The sequence below is a fragment of the Micromonospora sp. NPDC049171 genome, from assembly GCF_040648275.1.
Taxonomy (GTDB): domain Bacteria; phylum Actinomycetota; class Actinomycetes; order Mycobacteriales; family Micromonosporaceae; genus Micromonospora.
Genome location: NZ_JBEZDJ010000007.1, coordinates 182,470 through 207,493, shown reverse-complemented (window position 1 = coordinate 207,493; position 25,024 = coordinate 182,470). Strand labels below are relative to the sequence as shown.

Below are 25,024 nucleotides of genomic sequence, written 5' to 3'. Positions count from 1 at the left end.
CGCCCGCCGTGTTGCGGGTGCTGACCTGGAACATCCGCACCGGCGGTCGGGATCGCGGCGGCGCCGATCGGCTGGATCAGGTGGTCCGGGTCGTCGACGAGCAGGCGCCGGACGTGCTGGCCCTCCAGGAGCTGCGCGGCTTCGACCGCGACGGGCTGATGGCCACCGTGGCGGGTCGGGTGGGGATGACGCCGCACCTGGCCCGGTCCTGCCTCGGGCAGCCGGTGGCGGTGCTGGTCCGGCCGCCGTACCAGGTCCTCGACGCGGGGACGCTGCGCCGGCCGTTCCACCACGCCGCCGTCCGCGTCGTGGTGGCGACCACCGCGGGCCCGCTCACCGTGCTCGGCACCCACCTCTACCCGTACTCCGGTGGGCGGCGGCGGATGGAGGCCGACTGGCTGGTCCGGGCGGTGCGGCGGGCCCGGGGCCCGTTGACGGTCGTCACCGGTGACCTCAACTCGCTCGACCCGGGCGTGGACCACACCGAGCGGCTGGCCGGGATGCCGACCCGCTACCGGCGGCGACACCTGCGCCGGGGCGGTGGCGACGTGGACACCCGCGCGATCGCCCGGCTGCTCGACGCCGACCTGGTCGACCTCTGGCCGTCGGTCAACGCCGCGGCGGCCGAGGCCGAGGGCCTGACCGTGCCCACCCGCCTCGGTGGGGCCGAGTTCGCCGGGATGCGACTGGACTACCTGCTCGGCACCCACGCGGTGGCGCGGCGGACGCGGGAGTGCCGGGTCATCCGGGGCGCGACGGCGGACACCGCCTCGGACCACTATCCGCTGCTGACCACGCTCGACCTCGGCCCGGCCGCGACCGACACCTGAGACCTGGCACGGGCCGGCTACCGTGCCCACCGTGACCGACCCCCTGCCGGCCCGCGCGCCGCTGCCCGGCCCGCCGAGCGGGCACCCGGCCACTCCGGCCGCGAACACGGCAGAACCGGCCGCCGTCGCGCTCCCGCTCGTCGCGGCCGTCGCGCGGGGTGTGGCGTTGGTCGTGGTGCTGCCGGTACGCCTGCTCTGGGAGCTGATCGCGGCTGCCGGCCGGCTGGTGTACCGAAGCCTGCTCACCCCCGCCGGCCGGTTCCTGCGCCGCTGGCTGCTGTCCCCGCTGGCCTGGGCGCTGCACCGACTCCTCTGGCTCCCGCTGGTGTGGTGCGCCCGCACCCTGCTCTGGGTTCCGGTGCGCTGGGCGGCCCGAACCCTCGTCTGGCTTCCGCTGCTCTGGCTGGGGCGGGGCCTCGCGTGGGTGGCCCGCACGCTGATCTGGTCTCCGCTGGTGTGGCTCGCCCACCTGGTCCTGCGGCCGCTGCGCTGGCTGGGCGTGGCGCTCGCCCCGGCCGGCCGGCTGCTGTGGCGTGGCGTCAGCGCGCTCGCCGGGGCGGTGAACGCCGCGCTCGCCGGGTTGGGCCGGGGGATCCGGTGGGTCGTCGTGGGGTTCGGCCGGCTGCTCGTCGCCGCGGTGGTCGGTGCGTGGTGGGTGGCCGGACGGGTGCTGCGGCTGCTCTACCGCCTGCTGCTGCGCCCGCTCGGGCAGGGGCTGCGCTGGGTGTGGCGGCACGGCGTGCACCCGCTGCTGCGGGGAGCCCGATGGGTCCTGTCGGTGACTGTCGTACCGGTGGCGCGCGGGGTCCGGGCGACCTGGCGGGCCACCGTCGTGCCCGCGGCCCGGTGGACCCGCCGGGCGGTGCTCGACCCGGCCCGGCTGGTCTCCCGGGAGGTGCTCAACACCCTGGGCCTGCGTCGCTGACCGTGCCGTCGAGGCGAGTACGCCTCAGAGCAGCAGGTTGAGGAGCACGGTGAGCACCACCGAGGCGACGATCGAGAAGAGGATCATCAGGAGGCAGCCGACGCCACCGCCGAGTGGGCGGATCTCCGTGTTACCGAAGCGCATGATGATCACCTGTCCGTGAGCGCGGATCGGGGAGCGAGCAGATGACGGATCGCGGCGGCGACCGCCACCGGTTGGGTCGTCGCCACGTTGTGCGGGCCGCCCGGCACGACCACGAGGTCCGCCTCCGGCACCAGCCGGGTCACCTGGTCCCGCCACCGTGCCGGCGCGATCGGGTCGCGCCCCCCGGCCAGTATCAGGGTCGGCGCGGTGATCCGGACCAGATCCGCCTCGATCGCGTTGCGTACCGAGTGCGACAGCGTCGCGAGGACCCGCCACGGCCGGGCGTTCCAGATGTCCCGGCCCAGCACCGGCGCCTGTAGCGGCGCCTCGCCCAGGGTGTCCAGCAGCCACCTGCCGAACTGGGCCCGGCGGGACCGGGCGGCCGGGTCGCTGGTCGGCCCGGCCAGCACCAGGGCGCGTACCGCGTCCGGGTGGTTCGCGGCGAGCGAGGCGGCCACCTCGGCACCGAACGAGTGCCCGAGCAGGCAGACCGGCGGCAGCCGGTACGCGGCCAGCCAGGCGGCCAGGTGTTCGGCGTGCCCGCGGACGTCGTACGCGCCCACGGGGTGTTCGGTCAGCCCGAAGCCGGGCAGGTCCGGCACGTACACCGGATGGGTGGCGGACAGCGCGACGGCCAGTGGGGTGAGGTAGCGGTGCGAGACGGCCAGGCCGTGCACCAGCACCACGGGCGGCGCCCCGACCTGCGGGCCCGTGCTGCGCCGGGTGTGGGTGCGCAGCCCGTCGACGAGCCGCCACTCGCTGGTCAGCCCGGCGGCCGGCCGGGGCGCGGCCATGGCGAGCCGCAGTTGCGCCGGGCCGAAGCGGCCGCCGGGCCTCGGCCTCACAACGCCCGCAGCCGGGGCAGCAACTGCTCCTGCGCCCAGTCCAGGAACATCGGCTGGCTCTCCCCGCCGACCTGGATGATCGCCACGTGGGTGAAGCCGGCGTCGACGAACCTGCGGAACGCCTCGACGTGCGCGTCGACGTCCGGGCCACAGGGGACGCCCTCGGCGACGTCCTCCTCCCGGACGAACTGGGTGGCGGCGGCGAAGGACTCCGGGCCGGGCAGGTCGGCGTTGACCTTCCAACCCATGCCGAACCAGCGGAACTGGTCGTGCACGATCTTGCGGCACTCCGCCTCGTCGGGGCCGTAGCAGATGGCCACCTGCCCGTAGCGGGGCTGGCCCGCGCCACCGGCGTCGTCGTACATCTCGATGATCTGCCGGTCGGGCTCGGTGGAGATGATGCCGTTGCCGTACTCGGCGGCCAGCGTCGCGGACTGCCGGCCGGACGCGGCGACGGCCATCGGCACCGGCCGTTGCGGGCGGTCCCAGATGTACGCGTCGGGCACGTCGAAGTGATTGCCGGAGAACGTCAACGTCTCCCCGTTGAGCAGCGGCCGGATGATCTGCAGCGCCTCCTCGAACATCTCGTGCCGCTGCTGCACGTGCGGCCAGCCACCGACCACGTGTTCGTTGAGGTTCTCCCCGGCACCCAGGCCGAGGGTGAACCGGCCGTCCGAGAGCGCCCCGATGGTGCTGGCCTTCTGCGCGACCACGGCCGGGTGGTAACGGCGGATCGGGCAGGTCACGAACGACATCAACTGGGCGCGGGAGGTGGCATGGGCGACCGCGCCGAGCACCGACCAGGCGTACGGGGAGTGGCCCTGCGAGTCCAGCCAGGGATAGTAGTGGTCGGACATCACCAGCTGGTCGAAGCCGGCGGCCTCGGCGCGGACCGCGTGGTCGACCAACTGTTTGGGACCGGCCTGTTCGCCCATCAGGGTGTAGCCGACGCTGACCATCCTGGTTTCCCCTCTCACCGACTGATCGTTCCCGGGATACCCCGTTCGGCCCGGGTCAACCCTCCCGTCCGATTCGCGGAAGGCATTGCTTGACGGATGACGGTGACCTGCCTACCGTCGGTCTTAACCGGTTAAGAGCCGGAGGTGGCGCACATCCTTGTGGTGGGGATGACCGCCCCGCAACGGCCCGTGTCCGCGCGGGCCGTTGCGGCTGTCCGGAGCTCGGGCGTGTCAACTGAACCGGTTGCGAGGGCCAATCCATCGCCCTACGCTGATGCGTGCGCGCCGGGGGTCGGGCGCGGCTGCCGGGCTGCAGCCGCAACCCCCTGTCACGTCCCACCCCTGTCGGGCACCGGGGGTCCCCCCTGAGGGAAGGCCATGAAGACTCGACTCACCGCCGCCGGCGCGGCCCTGCTCGCGTTGCTCGTCGCCGTCCTGGCGATCGGCCAGCCGGCGCACGCCGCGGCTGGTTTCTCCGTCGCGGGCGGCACGTTGTACGACGCCAACGGCACCGAATTCATCATGCGGGGCGTCAACCACGCGCACACCTGGTATCCGCAGCAGACCAGCTCGTTCGCCGACGTCAAGGCGCTCGGCGCGAACACCGTGCGGGTGGTGCTCGCCAGCGGCGACCGGTGGACCCGCAACACCAACGCCGACGTCGCCAACGTCATCTCGGTCTGCAAGGCCAACCGGCTGATCTGCGTGCTCGAGGTACACGACACCACCGGGTACGGCGAGCAGGCTGGGGCCATCACCCTGGACCGGGCCGTCGACTACTGGCTCAGCCTCGCCGACGTTCTCGTCGGCCAGGAACGGTACGTCATCGTCAACATCGGCAACGAGCCGTACGGCAACCAGAACTACGGCTCCTGGGCCACCGACAACGCCAACGCGATCAAACGCCTCCGCGCCGGCGGGTTCACCCACACGATCATGGTGGACGCGCCGAACTGGGGTCAGGACTGGTCCTTCACCATGCGGGACAACGCCGCGTCGGTCTTCGCCGCCGACCCGGCCCGCAACACCGTCTTCTCCATCCACATGTACGGCGTGTTCGACACCGCCGCCGAGATCAGCGACTACCTGGGTCGTTTCCGCGCCGCGGGGCTGCCCATCGTGGTCGGTGAGTTCGGCTTCAACCACTCCGACGGGGACCCGGACGAGGACACCATCCTCGCCTACAGCCAGGCCAACGGGATCGGCTGGCTGGGCTGGTCGTGGAGCGGCAACGGCGGCGGCGTGGAATATCTCGACCTCGCCACCACCTTCAACCCGGCCAACCTGACCACCTGGGGTCAGCGGCTCTTCAATGGCGCCAACGGCATCCGGCAGACCGCCCGGGAGGCCAGCGTCTTCGGCGGCACCCCGCCGCCGACCACGACGCCCCCGCCCACCACGCCCCCTCCGACCACGCCGCCACCGACCACGCCCCCGCCCGGGGGTGGCTGCACGGCGACCTACACGGTGACCAACCAGTGGCAGGGCGGTTTCCAGGGCGAGGTACGGGTAACCGCGGGCGGCGCGGCGGTCACCGGGTGGACCACCCGTTGGACCCTCGCCAACGGTCAGAGCGTCACCCAGTCCTGGAACGCCGCCCTGACCAGCAGCGGGGCGGCGGTGACCGCGCGCAACCTGGACTACAACGGCCGGTTGGCCGCCGGTGCCAGCGTCAGCTTCGGATTCCTGGGCGGCTGGACCGGCAGCAACCCCAAACCGGAGGTGAGCTGTACGGCAGGCTGACCGACGCCAGGTGGCCGGGCCCGCACCGGGGCCGGCCACCGCGCCCGGCTGCGGTCAGTGCTCCCCGGTCAGGTTCACGATGACCACCCCCGCGATGATCAGAGCGATGCCGGCGAGCTTGACCAGCCCGACCGACTCGCCCAGGAACACCGCGCCGATCGCCACGATCGCCGCGGTGCCCAGACCGGACCAGAGGGCGTACGCGACACCGACCGGTATCTCCTTCACGGCCTGGGCCAACAGGAGGAACGCCAGCGCGTACCCGGCGAGGCAACCCAGCGTCGGCCAGAGACGGCTGAACCCGGCGGTGCTCTTGATCAGGCTGGTCGCCAGCACCTCGGCGAGGATGGCGATCCCCAGCAGCACGTACGCCATGTGTTCCCCCTGGTCGTCGATGAGCTATGAACGCGTCGGGCCGGGTAGATCTTGGACACTTTCCGTTCCGCGCTGACGGAAAGTGTCCAAGATTGCCAGTTAGACCGGGTCATCACGGAGATCGACGGGCTCGGCGGCGAGGCGGGCTGCCCGCATCGTCAGATAGCGCTGTTCGGGCAGGCTGCTCGTGTGGGCGGCGGCGGCCCGGTAGTCGACGATCGCCCGCTCCCGGTCGCCGGCCATCTCGTGCAGGTGGGCGCGGGCGGCGGGCAGCCGGTGGTGCCCGCCCAGTCGGGGGTCGTCGGCCAGCGAGTCGAGGGCGGCCAGTCCGGCCGCCGGTCCGTGCACCATGGCGGTCGCCACGGCCCGGTTGAGCGCCACCACCGGGCTGTCGACGAGCAGCCCCAGCACCTCGTAGAGCGCCAGGACCTGCGGCCAGTCGGTCTGCTCGGTGCTCGGCGCCTCGTCGTGCACGGCGGCGATGGCTGCCTGCACCTGGTACGGGCCGATGGGCCCGCGCGGCAGCGCACGGGTGACAAGTGCGACGCCCTCGGCGATCGCCGCCGCGTCCCAGCGGCTGCGGTCCTGGTCGGCCAGGGAGATCAGCTCACCGGACGGCCCGGTCCGTGCCGGGCCGCGCGCCTCGGTGAGCAGCATCAACGCCAGCAGCCCCGCCGTCTCGCTGTCCTCGGGCAGCAGCGCGTGCAACGCACGGGCCAGCCGGATCGCCTCCGCCGCAAGGTCGATGCGGCGCAGGTCCGGGCCGGCGGTGCTGGTGTGCCCCTCCGTGAAGATCAGATAGAGCACCTGCCGGACGGCGACCAGCCGCTCGGCCCGCTCCGCCTCCTCGGGCATCCGGAACGGCAACCCGGATGCCCGGATGCGCTGCTTGGCCCGGCTGATCCGCTGCGCCATCGTCGCCTCGGGCACCAGGAACGCGCGGGCGATCTCGGCGGTGTTCAGCCCGCCGACGGCGCGCAGGGTCAACGCCACGGCCGACGTCGGGGCGAGCGCCGGATGGCAGCAGAGCATCAGCAGGACCAGGGTGTCGTCCCGCTCGGCGGTCAACTCCTCGTCCGCGGCCGGGGCGTACCGCCGGTCGTCGGGGTTCCGGCGGGTGACCAGATCCTCCCGGCGCCGCCGGGCCTGCTCACCGCGGACCAGCTCGATCATTCGGCGGTAACCGACCTGGACCAGCCAGCCGCGCGGGTTCGCCGGCAACCCTTCGGTCGGCCACTGGGTGGCGGCGGCCAGCAGGGCCTCCTGCACGGCGTCCTCGGCGGTGGCGAAGTCACCGAAACGGCGGGCGAGCACGCCGAGGACCTGCGGCGCCAGCTCGCGCAGCAGGTCCTCGACGCGGGGATCGGTAGTCAGCCCTCACAGCTCCTGCGGTGGGGCGGACATCACCGGGTGCACCTCGATGGGCATGTTCAGCGGACGGCCGCCGGGGCCGGGTGCGGTGGAGATGTACGCGGCCAACTCCACCGCCCGCTGCGGGCTGTCGCAGTCGACGATCCAGAAGCCGGCCAGGAACTCCTTCGTCTCGGCGAACGGCCCCTCGGTGACCACCGGCGCACCGCCCTCGCCGGCGCGGACGATCCGGGCCTGCTGCGGACCACCGAGGCCCTGCGCGTCGACCCACTCTCCGGCGGCGGTGAGCTTGTCGTTGACCTCGCCCATGAAGGCGATGTGCGCCCGGACCTCGTCCTGGGTCCAGGTGTCGATGCTCGGGAAGTCGGTCCCGGCGGCGCTGAACTGCATCAGCAGCATGTATTTCATGGTTCGCTCCTCACACCCGCGCACCGTCGTCGGTGCTCTCACCCTGAGGTAGAAGCCGGCAGCGCCGTTCTCGACACTCCGGCGGAAGAATTTCTAGCCGACCGCGTCGACCTCCAGCACCAGGCTCTGCTCCGGGTGCAACGCGGGCAGTTGCACGCCAACCCGGGCCAGCGCCGCCCCGCTGAGGGTGACACCGGAGGCCAGCCATGGTGGCGCGGCCCGTTCGATTGTCGCCGGAGCGGGTACGTCCGCCACCTGTCGCACCCGGTACCGCCGGGCCGGGTCGAGGCCGGGCAGCCGGACCGCGCCCGGGGTCTGCGCCACCGAGGTGGCCAGTCGGGCCACCGCGTACACCGCTCGGGTCTTGTCGCCCGCGATCACGCCGTGCGCCCAGACGGCCGGGTCCGGGTGGTCGACCCGGACCATCCGACCGGAGTGCAGCAACGGCCGCAGCCGTTTGTGCAGTGCCACCCAGGCGGCCAACTCGGTCTGCTCGGCGGCGCTGATCGAGGCGATGTCCCACTCGATGCCGTGGTGGCCGAAGAGCGCGGTGGCCGCCCGGAAGCCCAGGTCGTGGACGCGGTGGGTGGTGTGTGAGCGCTCCGGGCCGATGTGCGTGCCGATCAGCTCCGGTGGCAGCAGCAGCCCGGTCCAGCGCTGGATGCTGAGCCGTTCCAGGGCGTCGTTGCAGTCGCTGGCCCAGGCCCGGTCGGTGCGGGCCAGGATGGCCAGGTCCACCCGGGCACCGCCGGACGAGCAGCTCTCGATCTCCACGCCGGGATGCCGGCGGCGCACCTCGTCGAGGAGTCGGTAGACCGCCAGGGTCTGCCCGTGCACCCCGGGACGGCCGTGGTGCCCGGCCTCGGTGAGGTCCCGGTTCTGGTCCCACTTCAGGTAGCTGATGCCGGGATGGTCGGTGAGCAGCGCGTCGAGGCGTTCCAGCAGGTAGTCGTAGGTCTCCGGGCGGCCCAGGTCGAGCGCCTGCTGGTTGCGCCACGCCGGCGGCAGCCGGCCCGGCACGGCCAGCAGCCAGTCCGGGTGCGCCCGGAACAGGTCGGAGTCGGGGTTGACCATCTCCGGTTCGACCCACAGACCGAACTGCAGGCCCTGTCCGGTCACGTGGTCGATGAGCGGTTGCAGGCCCTCGGGCCAGACGCCCTCGTCGACGTACCAGTCACCGAGGCCGGCGGTGTCGTCGCGCCGGCCGCGGAACCAGCCGTCGTCGAGCACGAACCGCTCCACGCCGATCTGCGCGGCCCGGTCGGCGAGGGCCCGCAGCCGGTCCAGGTCGTGGTCGAAGTAGACGGCCTCCCAGACGTTCAGGGTCACCGGTCGGGGGGAGCGCGGGTGGCCGGGCCGGGCCCGCAGGTGCGAGTGCAGTACGTCGCTGAGCCCGTCCAGCCCGGCGTCGGACCAGACGGCGTAGAGCAGGGGAGTCTCGTAGGACTCGCCGGGGCCGAGCCGGATCTCACCGGGGGCCAACAACTCGCCGCCGCCGAGGGTGGCCTCCCCGGTGGGGCGGCGCTCGGCGACGGTGACGTGGTCGCCGCTCCACGCGGTGTGCACCGCCCAGACCTCACCGTGCCCGAAGCCGAACCCGGCGGTGCCGGCCACCAGCAGCAGCGTGGCGTCGTGCCCGGTCCGTCCGTGTCGGCCCTCGCGGACCCAGGCGCCGTGCGGCCACGGGTGCCGCTGCGGGGACCGTTCCCGGCACCACCGGCCGGTCAGGTCGAGCAGCTCGGTGGCGACCGCCGGCACCGGCAGCACCGGCGTCAGCTCCCGCAGCTCGTACACGCTGTCGCCGTCGTTGCGCAGCCGGTGCGCAATGGTCAGCAACCCGTGCCGGTCCAGCGTGATCTCGCAGGTCAGGGTCAGCCCGGCGGCCGGGTCCGACGCCCGCACGGTCAGCAGCGCCGCGCCGGGCCCGTCGTGCCCACCGTCGGCCGGGAGTACGCTCACCGCCTCCCCACCCGCAGCCGGGTGCCCGGGGTCGGGGTCCTCGTGCAGGTCCAACCCATCGAGGCGGAACGCGGTGGACCAGTCCCGTCCGTCGCGGTGCCCGGCCAGTCCCGGCCGGCCGCCCCAGCCGGCACTCGCCTCCGGCAGGAGGGACAGCAGTGGCGGCTCGTCGAAGCTGCTCGGCACCACCGGCGGCACCGTCGCTTCGGCGAGCTGGCGCAGGGCGTCGTCGTCGAGGTCGCCGACGTCGCCGCCCCAGTGCACGACCCGGGGCAGCCCCGGGCCGCGCGCGTCGAGCACCAGGCTGGTCCGCCCGCGGCGCAGGTGCAGGATCGTCATCCCTTCGAGGCCCCCAAGGTCAGGTGACCGTGAGCACCTATCGGGATCCACCAAGAATCCACATTGGTCAACACGATCGGCCAGTGGGGCCTCAAGTTACCCCTCGGTCAGGCGCTGTACAAGAGGGCAGTTCGCGTCCGGTAACCAGTGGTGATACGCCCGTTACCCGGTAGGCGTGGAAAACGAATCGATGTTGGAATCTGTTGACTTGCCTGGCGCGCGAGGTGCACCCTCAGCTCTCATGCGGCAATGGCACGGAAACGGCATCTCCTTCGGCGGCGACTACAACCCGGAGCAGTGGCCCGAGCAGACCTGGTCCGAGGACGTCGAGTTGATGCGCCGAGCCGGGGTCAACCTGGTCTCGGTCGGCATCTTCTCCTGGGCCCTGCTGGAGCCCAGTCCGGGTCGATTCGAGTTCGGTTGGCTGGACCGGGTGCTCGACCTCCTGCACGACGGCGGGATCCAGGTCGACCTGGCCACCGCCACCGCCAGCCCGCCGCCGTGGCTGGCCCGCGCGCACCCGGAGATGCTGCCCCGACAGGCCGACGGCACGATCCTCTGGCCGGGCGGCCGACAGGCGTACTGCCCCAGCTCCCCGGTGTTCCGCGAGCGATCGCTGGAGTTGGTGCGGGCGGTCGCCGGCCGGTACGCCGAACACCCCGCCGTGGTGATGTGGCACGTCTCCAACGAGCTGGGCTGTCACAACTCGCACTGCTACTGCGACGTCAGCGCCGAGGCGTTCCGCCGGTGGCTGCGGGAGCGCTACGGCGACCTGGCCCGGCTCAACGACGCCTGGGGCACCGCGTTCTGGAGTCAGCGCTACGGCGACTGGGCCGAGATCAACCCGCCCCGCACGGTGACGGCCTTCGCCAACCCCACCCAGCAGCTGGATTTCCTGCGGTTCTCCTCCGACGAGCTGCGTGCCCAACTGCGCGCCGAACGCGAGGTGCTGAAGACCCTGGTCCGCCAGCCGATCACCACCAACTTCATGATCGGCATGGGTGTCAAGGACATGGACTACCAGTCCTGGGCCGACGATGTGGACCTGGTGTCCAACGACCACTACCTGACCGCCGCCGACCCGCAGGCGCACCTCGGGTTGGCGCTCGCCGCCGACCACACCCGGGGCGTCGCCGGCGGCGATCCGTGGCTGCTGATGGAGCACTCCACAAGCGCCGTCCAATGGCAGCCGCGCAACGTGGCCAAGCTGCCCGGTCAACTGCGCCGCAACAGTCTGGCGCACGTCGCCCGCGGCGCCGACGGCGTGCTGTTCTTCCAGTGGCGCGCGTCCCGGTTCGGCGCCGAGAAGTTCCACTCCGCGCTGGTGCCGCACGCCGGGCCGGACACCAAGGTGTTCCGCGAGGTCTGCCAACTCGGCGCGGACCTCAAGGCCCTCGCGGAGGTACGCGGCAGTCGGGTGGACGCCGACGTGGCGATCCTGTTCGACTGGGAGGCATGGTGGGGCCTCGAACTGGACTCGCACCCCAGCGTCGACGTCACCTACGCCGACCGACTGAACGCCCTCTACCGCGCGCTCTGGAAGGCCGGGGTGACCGCCGACGTGATCCACCCGTCGGCCGACCTGAGCGGCTACCGGCTGGTTCTGGTGCCGACCCTCTACCTGGTCCGGGACGCCGATGTCGCGGCACTGCACCGCTTCGTCGAGGGCGGCGGCACCGCGGCGGTCACCTACTTCAGTGGCATCGTCGACGCCAACGACCACATCCGCCTCGGCGGCTACCCCGGCGCGTTCCGGGAGCTGCTCGGCGTACGGACCGAGGAGTTCTTCCCGCTGCGCGAGGGCGAGCAGGTCCACCTGGACGACGGCAGCACCGCCGACGTGTGGACCGAGTGGCTGCACCCGGACGGCGCGCAGGTGCTCGCGTCGTACACCGATGGGCCCCTGCCGGGCGTGCCGGCGCTGACCCGGCACCCGGTGGGCGACGGCGCCGCCTGGTATGTCGGCACCCGGCTGGACGAGCCGGCCACCGATCGGCTGGTCGCCCGGCTCGTCGACGAGGCCGGCGTGCGCCCGGCGGCGCCGACGCCGCCCGGGGTGGAGGCGGTACGGCGGCGCGACGGCGAGCGCACCTGGCTGTTCGTCATCAACCACACCGAGGCGGAGACCCGGCTCCCGGCGACCGGTGTCGAACTGTTGACCGGTGCGCGGTGTGCCGGTGAGCTGAGGGTGCCGGCCGGTGCGGTGGCGGTCGTCCGTGAGGATCGGACCTGACGCTGACGACAGTCCACGGCGCGAAGGAGCGTTCCCCATGCTCGCCCAGCAGCGGCAGACCGCCATCCTCGATCTGATCCGTCAGCGTGGCGGCGTACGGGTGAGCGACCTGGTCAGCCGGTTCGGCGTGTCCGACATGACGATCCGCCGCGACCTGGAGGCGCTGGCCGAGCGCGGCCTGGTGGACAAGGTGCACGGCGGCGCGACACTCGCCGGCCCGGGTTCGGCCGAGGAGCCCGGCTTCGCGGCGAAGTCGATCCGGCAGCAGGCCGAGAAGCGGGCCATCGCCGAGCGGGCGGCGACGATGGTGGAGCCGGGGATGGCCATCGCGCTGTCCGCCGGCACCACCACCGCGGCGCTGGCCACCCTGCTCTCCGACGTCCGGGGGCTGACCGTGGTCACCAACTCGATCCCGGTGGCCGACGCGCTCTACCAGGACCCGCGCGCCGTCCAGACGGTGGTGTTGACCGGCGGCATCCGCACCCCGTCGGACGCGTTGACCGGGCCGGTGGCCGAGGCGGCGATCAGCGCGCTCAACGTCGACCTGCTCTTCCTCGGCGTGCACGGGCTCAGCCCACGCACCGGGTTCACCACACCCAACCTGCTGGAGGCCGGGGTCAACAGGTGCCTGATCGGCGCCGCCCGCCGACTCGTGGTGCTCGCCGACCACACCAAGTGGGAGACCATCGGCATCGCCACCATCGCCCCACTGGAGGCCGCCGACATCCTGATCACCGACCGTGGGCTGCCGGCCGAGGCCCGCACCACGATCGACGAACAGGTAGGCGAACTGGTCATCGTCGAGGTCGGTTAGGCGCCCGCCGCCGGCGCTTGATCGACTCGGCTTCCTGAAAACCGGGGGGTCCCGGTCACCCGGACACCGCAGTATCCAGAAACCCGAGTCGATCTAGGGATCGTCTACGGGCGAGCAGGCTTCGTCGTGGTCGGCCTGCCGCGCGCAGCGGCGGCGATCGGGCAAGATTCGGTCGCAGAAGACCCACTGTCGTACGTGCTGCGCGTCCTCCGCCGAGACCGTGATGCCGCCGACGTCGACCTGCGGCGTCCGAGCCAGAGAACCGGCGAGAGCACGGGCCATGGCCAGCGCCCCGGCCAGGTCGGCGACCGCCACCGGCAGGTGGATCACGTGTCGGGGCGGCGGTTCGGTCGACTCGGTGAACGCCAGCACGGCGGCCCGAGGCAGCGGCACGAAGATTCCGCCCGGCGGCTCGTACGGCGGGGTCACGGCCGACGCCCGTTGGGCCCGGCGCCGTGCCAGGCACGCAGCGCCCGCTTCACCCGGGCGTTCTCCGCGCTGAGCAGCGCCAGATCCTGGTGCAGCATGGTCAGGTCGAGCGCGACCCGGTGCAGGAACCGCCGTACCTCTGCGGGATCGAGGCCCCGCCGGCCGAAGCCGACGGTGGCGAAGTGGTGGTCGCGGACGTGCCGCGGATGCAGCCCGCTGCCGTCGTACCGCGTGCTTCTGCTCATGTGTCACCTCTCGACGGTCGATGGGTGAGTCAGGGTCGCGACGGCGCCCCTTCCCGTGGTAGGTATTTCTTCAAGTCGGTTCGGAGCCGGGAGTCGCACCTCCCGACGCTCTAGTGGAGACCCGACGAGATCCGGTATGCGACTGCCACTCGCGAGGCCGTCTCTCGTCACCTTCTCGGCTGTTGGCACAGCCGCGGTTGCCGTGTTTGCACCGGGCTTCCCCGGGGGCCGGCGATCACCCTCACCCGAAGGCCACGTTTCCAGTCGCTTGCAACTGGAGCAATGGTTCCTACACGGGCCTCGCCAACAGATTGAGAGGTGAACCATGCCGCACAAGCCGTTCATCCGGACACTTCGCGCGCAATGGCTGGGTCAGCAGTTGCGGGCTCTGCGCGAGGAGCGAGGAATGACGTTGAAGTTGGTCGCTGAGCATCTGCAACGCGACATGTCCGCGCTTGGTCGCTACGAACGCGCGGACTGGCCGATCCGCAAGGGCGATGTGATCGCGCTACTGGATCTCTACGGATTTCACCACGCAGCCGAGCGAGCGCGTCTGCTGGCGCTTGCCGAGGAGGTGTGGCGCACGGACCGGTGGGACGAGGACTATGGCGACGTCGTGGACGCGTCCTTCATCGAATATCCCTGGCTGGAAGGTCGCGCTGAGCAGGTCTGCTGCTTCCATCTCACCCTGGTGCCGGGGCTGCTCCAGATCCGGGAGTACGCCGAGGCCGTGATCCGTAACGCGGCAGAACCGGGGGTTTCCGAGGCAACGATCAACCGCTGGGTCGAACTTCGGATGACCCGCCAGGAGGTCCTGAGACGACGCCGCCCACTCACGATTTCCGCGGTGATCGACGAAGCGGCGCTGCGTCGGATGGTCGGCGGGCCGGAGGTTTTACGCCAACAACTACGCCACCTCGCGCAGGCGCAACGGCTGGGCAACGTGGCAATCAGGGTCATGCCCTTCGGTGTGGCTCTGCACCAGGGGCTCGACGGCACGTTCTGGATATTCCGACTGCCGGAGCCGTATCCTGCGGTTGCCTATGTGGAGTCATTGGGCGGGCGGCTCTACCTGGAGTCGCCGAAGGCTGAGCGCTTCGTTCGTACCTTCGGTCGTCTGCTGGATTCTGCGCTCAGCGAGAGCGAGTCAACGAAATTGATCACGAGCATCGCGGAGGAGTTGTGATGAGCGAGGACATGTCCGAGGTCGCCTGGCACATCAGCAGTAGGAGTGACAGCAACGGTGGTAGCTGTGTCGAGGCGGGGCCTGTTCTCGATGGTTCTGGTCGGGTGGCGGTGCGCGACAGCAAGGACCGCGCGGCGGCGACCCTCGTCTACGGCGCCCCCGGCTGGACGGCGTTTGTCAACGGGGTCAAGGACGGCACGTTTGCCCGCACCGATCCGTGATCGACTCCGGTTCGCTGATGCGGGGGTGTCCCGGTCGGGCTGATACCCCGATATCGGCGAGGTGGAGTTGATCAAAATTGGGTGGCGGCAGCTACCGGCCGGCGCGCACTCTTCCGGTCGTGCAGACGCACGAGGTGGCGGAGTTGTTCGACCGGGCGGTGCAGCGGCTGCGTCGCGTCGTCGACTCGGGCGGCTCCGACGACTCCGACGACGGGTCCGACCTGCTTCGACACGCGGCCGGCTCGGGCGTTGTCGCCGTGCGGTTGGCGGTCGCGCACCTGGCCGACGCGGACCGTGTGGTGCGCGCGGCGGCGTGCGACCTGCTCGGCTTCGCGAGTAACGTGCACGGGGACGACCTGCGCAGCGACGCCGCGACGGCCCTGATCGCGTTGGCCGACACCGAAGTCGATCCTGAGGTGCACTGGTCGATCGCCCGCGCACTGGGCGCCACCTGCGATCCCCGTGCCCTGCCCACCCTGGTCGCCCTCGCCGGCAGCCCCGACGGTGATGTGCGGTTCCAGGTCGCGGCCGCGCTGCCGATGGTGCTGATCGACGATCACCCTCCCGAGGACGGTGTGGCAGCGCTGATCGTCCTGAGCGCCGACGCCGACCCCGAGGTGCGCGAGTGGGCGACCTTCAGCCTCGGTTGGGTGAGCACCGCGGACGGGAACGCCGTCCGGCAGGCGCTGTGGGACCGCACCCGCGACGCCAACGACGAGGTACGCGCGGAGGGCGGCCGAGGGTTGGCGCGACGGCGGGACCCCAGGGCGCTTCCCCTGGTACGCGAACTGCTCGCGCAGGAGGAGGTGCACACGTTCACCTTCCAGGCCGCCGCGTACCTGGCGGACGAGTCGCTGTTGCCGCTGCTGGACGGGTTCGATCCCACCGCCGACGGTGTCGCCGACGCCCTGCGGGAGTGTGATCCGGTGCGCCGTGGCGAGCGCGACGAGTCGGCGTGGCAGGTCCTGACCACTGTGCACCAGCTCCGACCCGATCTGCGGGTCGCGGTCTTCGGCGAGCGGTGCGACCTCGGCCTGTACCTCGACGTCAGCGCCGGTTCCGACATCTCCGGCCACTGGTTTCTGGACGGGTTGCTCAACCGGGCCGGGCACGATCCGGCTCGTGCGGCCGAGCTGGCCATCGCGGATCTCCAGCGCTGATCGACTCGGGTTCACGGAAGTCGGGGTGTCCCGGTCGCGGCGATGCCCCGGTTTCCAGGAACCCGAGTCGATCTAGCGACGCGCCCGACGACGCGACGCGAGCGCTTCACAGCCATCTCACAGGGGTGCTGGATAGGGTGCCGGTCGAGTCAACGTCCGACTCCAGCGGAGGAGCGGTCGGCGTCGCACAGGAGTTCCGATGGTCTTCAAGAAGATGTTGAGCGCGTTCGGTGTGGGCGGTCCCAGTGTGGACACTGTGCTGACCAACCCCAACACCCGGCCCGGCCTGACCCTCGACGGGCAGGTCAACCTCGTCGGCGGTGACGCCGAGGCGGCCATCGAGCAGGTGGTGATCGGCCTGGTGACCCGGGTGGAGGTCGAGGGGCACGACGCCGAATACTCCGGCACCCTGGAGTTTCACCGGATGGCGGTCAGCGGCGCGTTCGTGCTCGCCCCGAAGCAGCAGCTCTCCATCCCGTTCCAGCTCCCGGTGCCGTGGGAGACCCCGATCACCGACGTGTACGGCCAGCGCCTACACGGCATGACGATGGGCCTGCGCACCGAGCTGTCGATCGCCCGCGCGGTCGACAAGAGCGACCTGGACCAGGTGGCGGTGCACCCGTTGCCGGTGCACGAGCGGATCCTGGAGGCGTTCCAGCGGCTCGGCTTCCGGTTCAAGCACGCCGACCTGGAGCGCGGTCACATCCGGGGCGTCCAGCAGACGCTGCCGTTCTACCAGGAGATCGAGTTCTTTGCCGCTCCGCAGTACGCGGGCACGATCAACGAGGTCGAGCTGACCTTCGTGACCAGTCAGCGCGGCGTCGAGGTCATCCTGGAGTGCGACAAGCGGGGCGGCTTCCTCAGCGCCGGGCACGACGCGTTCGGTCGCTTCCAGGTGGCGCACACCGACGTCGACCGGGTGGACTGGGCGCAGGTCGTCGACGGTTGGCTGCGCGAGACCACGTCCCGCTACGGCAGCCTCCGCTCCCAGTACGGTGCGAGCCGCGGTCACGGTCATGGCCGTGGGCCCGGAATGGGCGGCATGGTGGCCGGTGCGGCGCTCGGCGTCGCCGGCGGCATGGTCGCCGGCGAGATGATCGAGGATGCGTTCGAGGGCGACTTCGGTGGTGACTTCGGCGGCGACGAGTAGTCGGTACGAACACCACGGCGGCCTCCGGGAGAAGTCTCCCGGAGGCCGCCGTCGACCGTGAACCGGTCAGTGCCGAGCCTTGCGCTCCTCGCTGCTGCGCCAGTTACTGCCGGCCTTCGAGAGGCCACGGCTACCGAGGTAGCCAAGCGTCAGCAGGGTGATCAGGAACCAGGCGTTGTCGGCCCGGAAGATGTCCACCCCAGCGGAGTTCTGACCAACGACCTGCGACGCGCCCAGTACGGCGGCCACCGCGATCAGGTAGATCCAGAACTCGGTGGTCTTGAACGCCTGCTTGGTCTCCGTACCGGGTGCCTGCATGTCGTTGCGACGCCCGTCGTGCATGACCGGCATCTGCTGGGTCGGCATGTCCCGCATCGACGCGGGATTCTGCGGGTCGTTCATGGGCCGGTTCATCGGCCGGGTGGAAGCAGCCTGCGTGCTCATCTGGTCCTCCTCAGGATGCGATGAGTCGTACCTGCATTCCCTCGCCCCGCTACCGCGTGTCGGCCACGGCACGGTTCGCTTGCACGGCGGGGACAACCCCCGACTACCCGAGGCCACGGAGCAGGTAACACCGATCGCCGGCCGGAAAAATCCGGCCGGCGATCGGGTGGACGACTGGGTCAGCGCAGGCCGTTGCGCCTGGCCACGCTCACCAACAGGTCCGGGTCGTCGGTGATGATGCCGTCGACGCCGAGGTCGATGACCCGCTGCATCACCGTCGCGTCATCGACGGTGTACGGGATCACCTTCAGTCCGTCGCGGGCCTGAAGCGTGCGGACGTCCGGTCCGTGGAAGTATGCCGGGTTCTCCCGCAGGTACCAGTCGTCCGAGGCGACAGTGCCCTGCTTCGGGTCGTGCACCTGCCAGTTGGCCGACACCGTGCCCGCACCGGCGGCCCGGGTCAGCTTGCCCAGGTCCTGGTACTTCCACCAGTCCAGTCCACCGGTCCACGGGCTCTTCACCGCCGGGTTGCCGTACACCGCCTGCAACGAGCACTCGTCGGCGAGCGTCGCGCACTCGGCCGGGCCGTACTGCCAGACCAGCGCGACGGTGCCGATCCGCCGGTCGAGCTGCCGGGCGTACGTGATGGTGCGCCAGTCGAACGACTGGATGGTGGCCCGGTTGGTGAAGCCGGCGCGCTGGATGGCGTCGACGAGCTTGCGGGTGAAGCTGCGGTACGGCTCGGTGTCGTTCACCACCGGGCTGATCTTCGTCTCGATGTTCATGCCGATGTCGGCGCGGCCACTCGCCTTCACCAGGGCGAAGACCTCGTCCAGGGTCGGGATCCGGGCACCCGGCGCGGGCACCTGCGCGGGCAGTTCGGGCAGCGTCTTCGTGCCGCAGTCGACGGTCTTGAGCTGCGCCAGGGTCAGTTCGTGCACCGGCTTGCCCACGTACGGGAACTTCGGGTCGCCACGGCGCACCGGGTGGGTGTCGACGCAGTGTGACCCGTTGACGGTGCGGTCGTGCAGCACCACGAGCTTGCCGTCGGCGGTCACGCCGGTGTCCAGCTCCAGCGTGGAGATGGCCCGGTTGGACAACGCGTTCGCGAAGGCCGGCAGGGTGTTCTCCGGCCGGGTGGCCCGACCGCCACGGTGCGCCTGGATGTCGAACGGCGCGGCGTACGCCTTCGGCAGCCGGTAGCCGCGCTGCGCCAGCAGGCCCCGCAGCCGGTCCGGGTAGTCGGTGATCAGGCCGTCCACGCCGTCGTCGATCAGCTTGGCCATGGTCGGCAGGTCGTCGACAGTCCACGGGATCACCTTGATCCCGTAGCGGTGCGCCCGGGCGACCATCTCCTTGGTGACGTACGGCTGGTAGCCGGGGTCGGTGACCATGCCGTTCTGCGGCATGCCGTGCACCGGCGAGAAGGCGCTGGCGCCGAAGCTGCGGATCGCCCTGATCGGGTCGCCGCCGAAGTCGTCGATGTCCAGCCCGCCCAGCCACGGCGAGGCACCCGGCTGACCGGTCTGGAGGAAGTCGTAGTTGGTCAGGGCGACAAGCGGCAGCTTCGGCTCGACCTGGCGCATGCGCATCAGCGAGCCCCAGTCGAAGCTCTGGATGGTGACCTGCCTGAGCAGCCCGGCGGCACGGATCTCGGCAGCGGTGACCCGGACGAACTGCTCGCGCGGCGCGGTCTCGGTCGGCGCGCCGGCCTCGACCTTGGTCTCGACGTTGAGCGTCACGTCCTTCGCCCGGTAGCGGTTGACAAGCGCGAAGACCTCACGCAGCAGCGGCATCCGGGCACCGGGGACGGCGAGCTGGCCGGGCTTGTCCGACAGCGTCTTCGAGCCGCAGTCGAGCGTGCGCACCTGGGCCAGGCTGAGCGTGTTGACGTACTTCCCGACGTACGGGAACTCCGGGTCGCCGGGCGTCACCGGGTTGGTGTCGGCGCACTTGGCGCCACTGATCTTGCGGTCGTGGGTGACGACGGCCTGACCGTCCTCGGTGATCTGCACGTCCAGTTCGAGGGTGCTCACCCCGAGTTGGAGAGCGTTGCCGAAGGAGGCCAGGGTGTTCTCCACCCGCAGCCCGAGGCCGCCCCGGTGGGCCTGCACGTCGAATGTCCGGTCCGGTCGCGGTTTCGCCTGGGCGGGCACCGCGAGCCCGGTCGTCACCGTCGCGGCCACCAGGGCCGCGACGGCGGTACGGCGTACTGTGCGCACGCTGTCATCCCCTCCTGCCGGCGGGCATCTCCCCCCGGTCGCGGGACAGCATGGACATCTCGGACTGCGGGCAGGCGGCCAGTGGGCGGCGCGACGGTGAACCGCGGTGGACGACCTCCCGGTCAGGCCGGGTTTGGCCAGCCGGTGGCCGGGCACGCAGTCAGTTCCACAGCTTCTGCGAGGTGATGAGCGTGCGTGAGGACGACATGCGGCAGGACGCCGCCCGCGAGGCCGAGGATCGGATCGCCGGCGGCGTGTACGGCAAGGGCGCCCTCGACGAGGTGACGGTGCCCCGCACCGATGTGGAGAGTCAGATCCAGCGCGATGACCCGTTCGATCCGGCGAAGGAACGGATCGACCCACAGGTGCTGCGCGACGGTGGCCCGGTGGGCGGGCAGGGCGCGGTGACCACCACCGGTGGCACCGCCGGGCCGGCGAGCGTACGCCGGGTGGCCCGCCAGCCGGAGCGGCACCGGGGCAAGGTGGCCCCGACGACGACCGGCGACGCGACCACCGGCGGCCTGAGTACGCCGATGAGCGGCAACACCAGCGACCAGTCCACGTCGGCACCGGAGCCGGCGAAGACTGTCCAAGACCGCTCCGTCACCGACTAACCGCGATCATGAGGTTGACGTGGCTGTGGAACACCACAGTTCACGTCAACCTCATGATCAACTCAGCGGGCGGCGGTGGGGGTGGGGCGCAGGACGCCTAGGCGTTGGGTGGCGCGGGTCAGCGCCACGTACAGGTCGCTGCGACCACGGGGGGACTCGGCCACCATCCGGTCCGGGTCGACGACGAGCACCGAGTCGAACTCCAGCCCCTTGGCCTGCGCGACTGTCAACACCACCACCCGGCTCTCCAGCTCCGGGTGCTCACCCACGGCGGCCTCCGGCAGCGCGCCGGTCACCGCGGCGCCCAACTCGCCCACCCGGCCGGCCGGCACGAGCACACCGAGCCGACCCTCGGTCAGCGCCGCCGCCTCCCGGGTGGCCTCCGCGACGAGTTCCGCCGCCAACCGCTCGTCGGGAACCGTGCGGTCCCACGGGGGTACGCCGCTCTCCCGTACCGAGCGCGGCGGACGCAGCGCCGGGTCGATCTGCGCCAGGACGTCGGCGGCGACAGTCATGATCTCGGCGGGCGTGCGGTAGCTGACCGTCAACTCGGTCAGCCGCCACCGCTGCGCCACGTACGGGGCGAGAGCGTCCGCCCACGAGGGTGTGCCGCTGAGCGCGCCGGTCTGTGCGACGTCCCCGACGATCGTCATCGACCGGCTCGGGCAGCGGCGCATCAGCAGCCGCCACGCCATGGGGCTCAGCTCCTGCGCCTCGTCCACAATCACGTGGCCGAACGCCCAACTCCGGTCGGCGGCGGCCCGCTGCGCGGTGGTGAGGCGGTCGGCCTCCTCCTGCCGCTCCAGCAGCCGGTCCGCGTCGATCAGGTCGGTCACGCCGAGGATCTCACCGCCCTCGGCCTCGTCCTCCACGTCGATCGAGCGGGAACCCCGGGCGATCTCGAGCACGCCCTCGGCGTACTCCCGTTCCATCATCCGGATCCGGTCCCGGCGGGCGGCGGCGGCCCGCTCGTCCTCGCCGAGCAGCTCGGCGGCCTCGTCCAGCAGCGGTACGTCGGCCGGCGTCCAACCGCCCGGCTCCCGGCGGAGCAGCGCCTGCTCCTCATCGGTGAGCATCGGCGCGGCGGCGGCGATCCGGTCCGGGTCGGCGTACAGGTCGGCGAGCAGTCGCTGCGGGGTGAGCACCGGCCACAGCCGGTCCAGCGCGGCCTGGATCTCCGTTTCCTCGCGCAGCTCGCGGCGGATCTCGGCCCGGTCCGCCTCGTCGAGCAGGTTGTCCCCGCCCAGCGGGTCGGCGCCGATCCGTTCGGCCACCTGATCGGCGAGCGCGTGCACGACCTCCGTGTCGAACAGCGTGCGGGCCAGGTTGTGCGGCCGGCCGACGCGGCGCACCCGGTCCCGCGCGGCCCGCACGATCTCCGGGTCGAGGGTCAGCGTCTCCCGCTCGACCTCGATCTCCAGCGGCTCGTCCGGCACCCACTGCCGGTCCCGGACGGCCAACGCCAGGACCTCGGCCAACACGGCCCGGCCCTTGAGCGCCGCCGTTTCGGCCGGTTCGGTCCGCTGGGCGCTCACCCCGGGAAAAAGATCACCCTGGGTACGCAGCAGCACGCCGGTCTCGGCCAGCGTCGGCAGCACCTGGGAGATGTAGCGCAGGAATGTCGCGTTCGGGCCGACCAGCAGCACGCCCCGGCTGGAGAGTTCGCGGCGGTGCGTGTAGAGCAGGTACGCCGCCCGGTGCAGCGCGACGGCGGTCTTGCCGGTGCCGGGGCCGCCCTGGACCACCATGACGCCCGGCAGTTCGGCGCGGATGATCTCGTCCTGTTCGGCCTGGATGGTCTCGACGATGTCGCGCATCCGGCCGGTCCGGCCCGCGTTGAGGGCCGCGAGCAGCGACGCCTCGCCGGTCAGCTCCTCGTGGCCGCCGGGGGAGGCGGTGTCGATGTCCAGCACCTCGTCGTTGAGGCCGGTCACCTTGCGCTGCCGGGTGCGCAGGTGCCGGCGGCGGCGGACGCCCTGCGGGTTGGCGGCGGTGGCGAGGTAGAAGGCGCGGGCGGCGGGGGCGCGCCAGTCCATCAGCAGCGGGTCGTAGTCACCGCTGCTGTCGAAGATGCCGATCCTGCCGATGTAGTGGCGGGAGTCGTCGTCACCGTCGAGTCGGCCAAAGCAGAGCCCGTTCTCCACGGCGGAGAACTGCTCGACCTGATCGGCGTACATCGCTACCGAGCTGTCGCGCTGGGAGCGGTCCTGGAGGGTGCCGCCGGTGTTGCGCAGCTCGGCGGTGAGCCGCTGGGCGGCCTGCTCACGCAGCCCGTCCAGCCGGTCGTAGAGCATCGAGACGTACTCCTGCTCGCGACCGATCTCGTCGTCGAGCGGCAATTCGCCGGAACCGCCGGAGTGCCTTGACAAGCCGTCTCCCTAAAGATTAGAATCGCTTGCAGGAACGGCTTTTAGCCGTTCTTTTTTGTGTCCTCGAACTGTTGAAGATAGCGCGTTCCGGCGGTTCTCACCAAGCCAGGCGAGCCGGCGCGCCGGTGATCGCGAGGTGGCGTCGGATGATCCTGCGGGCCGGGCAACGGGTGGTCTTCATCGGCGACAGCATCACCGATTGTGGCCGACGCGACGTCGCCGCGCCCTACGGCTCCGGATATGTGAGCCTCGTCCGTGCGTTTGTCGACGCGCGGCACCCGGAGCTGGAGCTGGCGTGGGTCAACCGGGGTGTGGGCGGCGACACCGTCCGGGACCTGGCCGCCCGCTGGGACGACGACGCGATCGCCGAGCGCCCCGACTGGCTGTCGGTGCTGATCGGCATCAACGACATCTGGCGGCACTACGGCGATCGCCCGCACGAGGCCGTCGGCATCGACGAGTACGAGCGCACCCTGCGCGACCTGCTGCGTCGGGCGGTCGCCGCCACCGGTTGCCGGCTGATCCTCGGTGACCCGTTCCTCATCGAGGCGGACCGCGACGTCCCGCAGCGCGCCGACACCGACCGGTACGCGGCCGTGGTGGCGGGGCTGGCCAGCGAGTTCGACGCGGTGCACGTGCCCAACCAGGCGGCGTTCGACCGGGTGCTGGCGGTCAGCCCGTCGGCGCGCTGGGCCGACGACCGCGTCCACCCGTACCTGCCCGGCCACGCGGTCCTCGCCGACGCCTACCTGAGCGCCCTCGGCGCCTCCTGACCCGGGGCCGCACCGCGAAGCTGACCCGGGGCCGCACCGCGAAGCTGACCCGGGGCCGCACCGCGAAGCTGACCCGGGGCCGCACAGCGAAGCGCCGGGCCGACCGTCAGGTCGACCCGGCGCGAACACCGCTGGATCAGCCGCGAGCAGCCTGGTAGAGCCGCTCCGGAGTGACCGCGCCGGCGAGGACCCGGCCGTCGTCGGTGAGCAGCACACTGAACAGCTTGCCGGTGAGCAGACGACCGCTACCCCAGTCGCCCTTGACCGCCGTCAGGCTGCCGAGCAGCTTCGACACGTCCAGGTCCGGTGCGGCGCCGGCCGGTGGCACGGCCGGCTTCGCGTCGGCCGGCTTGCCGCCGAGAGCCCCGTCGAGGCGGGCGACGAGCACCGTCGTCCAGCCGGCGCCCACCGCGCGGACCTGCGGATCGCCCGCCGGCTTGGCGTGGTCGGGCTTGCCCGCACCCGGCCGCTCGGCCTTCTCCTCGGTGACCGTCACACCGGGCGGCGGGTTGAAGGTGAACTGGTCGTCGGCGGGCCGACGGTAGTCGATCTGGGTGAAGGCCATCTCGAACGCCGGCCGGTCGCTGCCCTTCGCGAGCACCTCGAAGCGCAGCGGCACGTGCTGCTTGGCGTCGATGGCGATCCGCAGCTGGTGCACCAGGGAGTCCTTGTCGCGCGGCTGGAGCACCAACTCGTACGCGTCCTGGCCGGCCACCGTCGCCGAGCGGCCGACGTTGACCTCGGTGCTCGGGTCGATCGCGGCCAACGCGAGGTCGGCGGCCTGCTGCGGAGTGGCCGGCAGGCTCGGCCGCGCCTCGGGAGCGGCCTTCGCGGCCTCGGCGTCGCCGAGCGTGCGATGGCGGGCCGTGTTGCTGCGGCTCTCCCAGGTCCAGACGTCCCGGCCGTTGCGGATCACGTCCTGCTCGCCGAGGGTGTCCAGCAACGCGACCCGCTGCCGCTCCGGGCCGGAATACCAGACCCGCAGGGTGTGGGTGCCGGTCAACACGCTGGTCAGCTCGTTGCCGGGGGCCAGCCCGACGATCGGCGGCAGGCCGAGGTCGGCGCGCTGCACGACGGTCCCGGAGACCCCCTCCAGCCGGGAGGTCTGCAGATCGACCAGGAGCTGGGCGGCGGTACGCGGCGGCAGGCTCGGCTCGGCCTCGGCGGCGAACGTGCCGATCGCCGCTCCACCGCCGATGACGGCGACGGCGGCGGTGGCCGGGACCAGCCAACGCAGGACGGGACGGCTTCTCAGAACGGACATGG

General features: G+C 71.6%; 23 protein-coding genes. 11 read left to right on the top strand and 12 right to left on the bottom strand.

The window, feature by feature from the left end; all coding sequences use genetic code 11:
- The first annotated feature begins 8 nt into the window (after nt 1-8).
- Together AB0B14_RS11755 and AB0B14_RS11750 are read left to right on the top strand one after the other, a co-directional pair.
- Entirely contained in the window at nt 9-830 is an 822-nt protein-coding gene (locus AB0B14_RS11755; RefSeq protein ID WP_357070047.1) for an endonuclease/exonuclease/phosphatase family protein, read from the top strand.
- 31 nt (nt 831-861) lie between these two features.
- A complete protein-coding gene (locus AB0B14_RS11750; protein ID WP_357070045.1) occupies nt 862-1,755 on the top strand; it encodes a hypothetical protein in 894 nt (297 codons plus the stop codon).
- Between the two features lie 149 nt (nt 1,756-1,904).
- Here AB0B14_RS11750 and AB0B14_RS11745 read toward each other — a convergent pair whose 3' ends face one another.
- A complete protein-coding gene (locus tag AB0B14_RS11745) occupies nt 1,905-2,744 on the bottom strand; it encodes an alpha/beta hydrolase (protein WP_357522389.1) in 840 nt (279 codons plus the stop codon).
- Nucleotides 2,741-3,703: a TIGR03557 family F420-dependent LLM class oxidoreductase gene (locus AB0B14_RS11740; protein ID WP_357070387.1), complete on the bottom strand. Its 963-nt coding sequence runs from the start codon at nt 3,701-3,703 to the stop codon at nt 2,741-2,743. The genes AB0B14_RS11745 and AB0B14_RS11740 overlap by 4 nt, the downstream gene beginning before the upstream one ends.
- Nucleotides 3,704-4,081: 378 nt before the next feature.
- Between AB0B14_RS11740 and AB0B14_RS11735 the strand changes: the two genes are divergently transcribed.
- A complete protein-coding gene (locus tag AB0B14_RS11735) occupies nt 4,082-5,446 on the top strand; it encodes a cellulase family glycosylhydrolase (RefSeq protein WP_357522388.1) in 1,365 nt (454 codons plus the stop codon).
- Between the two features lie 54 nt (nt 5,447-5,500).
- On the opposite strand, the gene AB0B14_RS11730 is transcribed toward AB0B14_RS11735, so the two are convergent.
- The 4 genes from AB0B14_RS11730 to AB0B14_RS11715 form a co-directional block, all read right to left on the bottom strand.
- Nucleotides 5,501-5,821, bottom strand: coding sequence for a multidrug efflux SMR transporter (locus tag AB0B14_RS11730; RefSeq protein ID WP_357070039.1), 321 nt, complete (start codon nt 5,819-5,821; stop codon nt 5,501-5,503).
- 99 nt (nt 5,822-5,920) lie between these two features.
- Complete coding sequence (locus tag AB0B14_RS11725) at nt 5,921-7,195, bottom strand: sigma-70 family RNA polymerase sigma factor (protein ID WP_357522424.1); 1,275 nt, start codon at nt 7,193-7,195, stop codon at nt 5,921-5,923.
- Nucleotides 7,196-7,198: 3 nt separating this feature from the next.
- Nucleotides 7,199-7,600, bottom strand: coding sequence for a YciI family protein (locus AB0B14_RS11720; RefSeq protein ID WP_357070037.1), 402 nt, complete (start codon nt 7,598-7,600; stop codon nt 7,199-7,201).
- Between the two features lie 93 nt (nt 7,601-7,693).
- Nucleotides 7,694-9,898 (bottom strand): alpha-galactosidase, encoded by a 2,205-nt coding sequence (locus AB0B14_RS11715; protein ID WP_357522387.1) that lies wholly within the window; start codon nt 9,896-9,898, stop codon nt 7,694-7,696.
- Between the two features lie 241 nt (nt 9,899-10,139).
- On the opposite strand from AB0B14_RS11715, the gene AB0B14_RS11710 reads away from it, so the two are divergent.
- Nucleotides 10,140-12,131: a beta-galactosidase gene (locus AB0B14_RS11710; protein ID WP_357522386.1), complete on the top strand. Its 1,992-nt coding sequence runs from the start codon at nt 10,140-10,142 to the stop codon at nt 12,129-12,131.
- A 37-nt stretch (nt 12,132-12,168) separates the two neighbouring features.
- A complete protein-coding gene (locus AB0B14_RS11705; RefSeq protein ID WP_357070031.1) occupies nt 12,169-12,945 on the top strand; it encodes a DeoR/GlpR family DNA-binding transcription regulator in 777 nt (258 codons plus the stop codon).
- Nucleotides 12,946-13,038: 93 nt separating this feature from the next.
- Here the strand turns inward: AB0B14_RS11705 and AB0B14_RS11700 are convergent, their stop codons facing one another.
- Both AB0B14_RS11700 and AB0B14_RS11695 read right to left on the bottom strand, forming a co-directional pair.
- Nucleotides 13,039-13,227: a hypothetical protein gene (locus AB0B14_RS11700; protein ID WP_357070383.1), complete on the bottom strand. Its 189-nt coding sequence runs from the start codon at nt 13,225-13,227 to the stop codon at nt 13,039-13,041.
- A gap of 143 nt (nt 13,228-13,370) precedes the next feature.
- The gene (locus AB0B14_RS11695) at nt 13,371-13,619 is read right to left on the bottom strand and encodes a DivIVA domain-containing protein (RefSeq protein WP_357522385.1); all 249 of its coding nucleotides are present in this window, start codon (nt 13,617-13,619) and stop codon (nt 13,371-13,373) included.
- A gap of 325 nt (nt 13,620-13,944) precedes the next feature.
- On the opposite strand from AB0B14_RS11695, the gene AB0B14_RS11690 reads away from it, so the two are divergent.
- From AB0B14_RS11690 to AB0B14_RS11675, 4 genes are all read left to right on the top strand, one after another.
- Nucleotides 13,945-14,805, top strand: coding sequence for a helix-turn-helix transcriptional regulator (locus AB0B14_RS11690; protein WP_357070027.1), 861 nt, complete (start codon nt 13,945-13,947; stop codon nt 14,803-14,805).
- The gene (locus AB0B14_RS11685; protein WP_357070025.1) at nt 14,805-15,026 is read left to right on the top strand and encodes a DUF397 domain-containing protein; all 222 of its coding nucleotides are present in this window, start codon (nt 14,805-14,807) and stop codon (nt 15,024-15,026) included. Before AB0B14_RS11690 ends, AB0B14_RS11685 begins: the two co-directional genes overlap by 1 nt.
- Nucleotides 15,027-15,145: 119 nt before the next feature.
- A complete protein-coding gene (locus AB0B14_RS11680; protein WP_357522384.1) occupies nt 15,146-16,186 on the top strand; it encodes a HEAT repeat domain-containing protein in 1,041 nt (346 codons plus the stop codon).
- A 199-nt stretch (nt 16,187-16,385) separates the two neighbouring features.
- Complete coding sequence (locus AB0B14_RS11675) at nt 16,386-17,336, top strand: sporulation protein (RefSeq protein WP_357522383.1); 951 nt, start codon at nt 16,386-16,388, stop codon at nt 17,334-17,336.
- A 66-nt stretch (nt 17,337-17,402) separates the two neighbouring features.
- On the opposite strand, the gene AB0B14_RS11670 is transcribed toward AB0B14_RS11675, so the two are convergent.
- Both AB0B14_RS11670 and AB0B14_RS11665 read right to left on the bottom strand, forming a co-directional pair.
- Entirely contained in the window at nt 17,403-17,780 is a 378-nt protein-coding gene (locus AB0B14_RS11670; protein ID WP_357070019.1) for a hypothetical protein, read from the bottom strand.
- Between the two features lie 179 nt (nt 17,781-17,959).
- Nucleotides 17,960-20,002 carry a glycerophosphodiester phosphodiesterase family protein gene (locus tag AB0B14_RS11665; protein WP_357522382.1) on the bottom strand — a complete coding sequence of 681 codons (2,043 nt, stop codon included), beginning with the start codon at nt 20,000-20,002 and terminating at the stop codon, nt 17,960-17,962.
- A 191-nt stretch (nt 20,003-20,193) separates the two neighbouring features.
- On the opposite strand from AB0B14_RS11665, the gene AB0B14_RS11660 reads away from it, so the two are divergent.
- Nucleotides 20,194-20,616, top strand: a complete 423-nt coding sequence (locus tag AB0B14_RS11660; protein ID WP_357522381.1) for a hypothetical protein — start codon at nt 20,194-20,196, stop codon at nt 20,614-20,616.
- A gap of 62 nt (nt 20,617-20,678) precedes the next feature.
- Here AB0B14_RS11660 and AB0B14_RS11655 read toward each other — a convergent pair whose 3' ends face one another.
- Nucleotides 20,679-22,910, bottom strand: coding sequence for an ATP-binding domain-containing protein (locus AB0B14_RS11655; protein ID WP_357522423.1), 2,232 nt, complete (start codon nt 22,908-22,910; stop codon nt 20,679-20,681).
- A gap of 221 nt (nt 22,911-23,131) precedes the next feature.
- Between AB0B14_RS11655 and AB0B14_RS11650 the strand changes: the two genes are divergently transcribed.
- On the top strand, nt 23,132-23,758 hold the full coding sequence (locus AB0B14_RS11650; RefSeq protein ID WP_357070013.1) for an SGNH/GDSL hydrolase family protein: 627 nt from the start codon (nt 23,132-23,134) through the stop codon (nt 23,756-23,758).
- Nucleotides 23,759-23,894: 136 nt separating this feature from the next.
- Here the strand turns inward: AB0B14_RS11650 and AB0B14_RS11645 are convergent, their stop codons facing one another.
- The gene (locus AB0B14_RS11645) at nt 23,895-25,022 is read right to left on the bottom strand and encodes a sigma-E factor regulatory protein RseB domain-containing protein (RefSeq protein ID WP_357522380.1); all 1,128 of its coding nucleotides are present in this window, start codon (nt 25,020-25,022) and stop codon (nt 23,895-23,897) included.
- Between the last annotated feature and the right edge of the window lie 2 nt (nt 25,023-25,024).

Bases quoted from the DNA above. Each gene is read 5' to 3' on its own strand.
- AB0B14_RS11715 (WP_357522387.1), bottom strand. From the start codon at position 9,898: ATGACGATCCTGCACCTGCGCCGCGGGCGGACCAGCCTGGTGCTCGAC.
- AB0B14_RS11690 (WP_357070027.1), top strand. From the start codon at position 13,945: ATGCCGCACAAGCCGTTCATCCGGACACTTCGCGCGCAATGGCTGGGT.
- AB0B14_RS11645 (WP_357522380.1), bottom strand. From the start codon at position 25,022: ATGTCCGTTCTGAGAAGCCGTCCCGTCCTGCGTTGGCTGGTCCCGGCC.
- AB0B14_RS11705 (WP_357070031.1), top strand. From the start codon at position 12,169: ATGCTCGCCCAGCAGCGGCAGACCGCCATCCTCGATCTGATCCGTCAG.
- AB0B14_RS11695 (WP_357522385.1), bottom strand. From the start codon at position 13,619: ATGAGCAGAAGCACGCGGTACGACGGCAGCGGGCTGCATCCGCGGCAC.
- AB0B14_RS11710 (WP_357522386.1), top strand. From the start codon at position 10,140: ATGCGGCAATGGCACGGAAACGGCATCTCCTTCGGCGGCGACTACAAC.
- AB0B14_RS11740 (WP_357070387.1), bottom strand. From the start codon at position 3,703: ATGGTCAGCGTCGGCTACACCCTGATGGGCGAACAGGCCGGTCCCAAA.
- AB0B14_RS11685 (WP_357070025.1), top strand. From the start codon at position 14,805: ATGAGCGAGGACATGTCCGAGGTCGCCTGGCACATCAGCAGTAGGAGT.
- AB0B14_RS11655 (WP_357522423.1), bottom strand. From the start codon at position 22,910: ATGCTCTACGACCGGCTGGACGGGCTGCGTGAGCAGGCCGCCCAGCGG.
- AB0B14_RS11650 (WP_357070013.1), top strand. From the start codon at position 23,132: ATGATCCTGCGGGCCGGGCAACGGGTGGTCTTCATCGGCGACAGCATC.
- AB0B14_RS11675 (WP_357522383.1), top strand. From the start codon at position 16,386: ATGGTCTTCAAGAAGATGTTGAGCGCGTTCGGTGTGGGCGGTCCCAGT.
- AB0B14_RS11670 (WP_357070019.1), bottom strand. From the start codon at position 17,780: ATGAGCACGCAGGCTGCTTCCACCCGGCCGATGAACCGGCCCATGAAC.
- AB0B14_RS11735 (WP_357522388.1), top strand. From the start codon at position 4,082: ATGAAGACTCGACTCACCGCCGCCGGCGCGGCCCTGCTCGCGTTGCTC.
- AB0B14_RS11700 (WP_357070383.1), bottom strand. From the start codon at position 13,227: ATGGCCCGTGCTCTCGCCGGTTCTCTGGCTCGGACGCCGCAGGTCGAC.
- AB0B14_RS11730 (WP_357070039.1), bottom strand. From the start codon at position 5,821: ATGGCGTACGTGCTGCTGGGGATCGCCATCCTCGCCGAGGTGCTGGCG.
- AB0B14_RS11720 (WP_357070037.1), bottom strand. From the start codon at position 7,600: ATGAAATACATGCTGCTGATGCAGTTCAGCGCCGCCGGGACCGACTTC.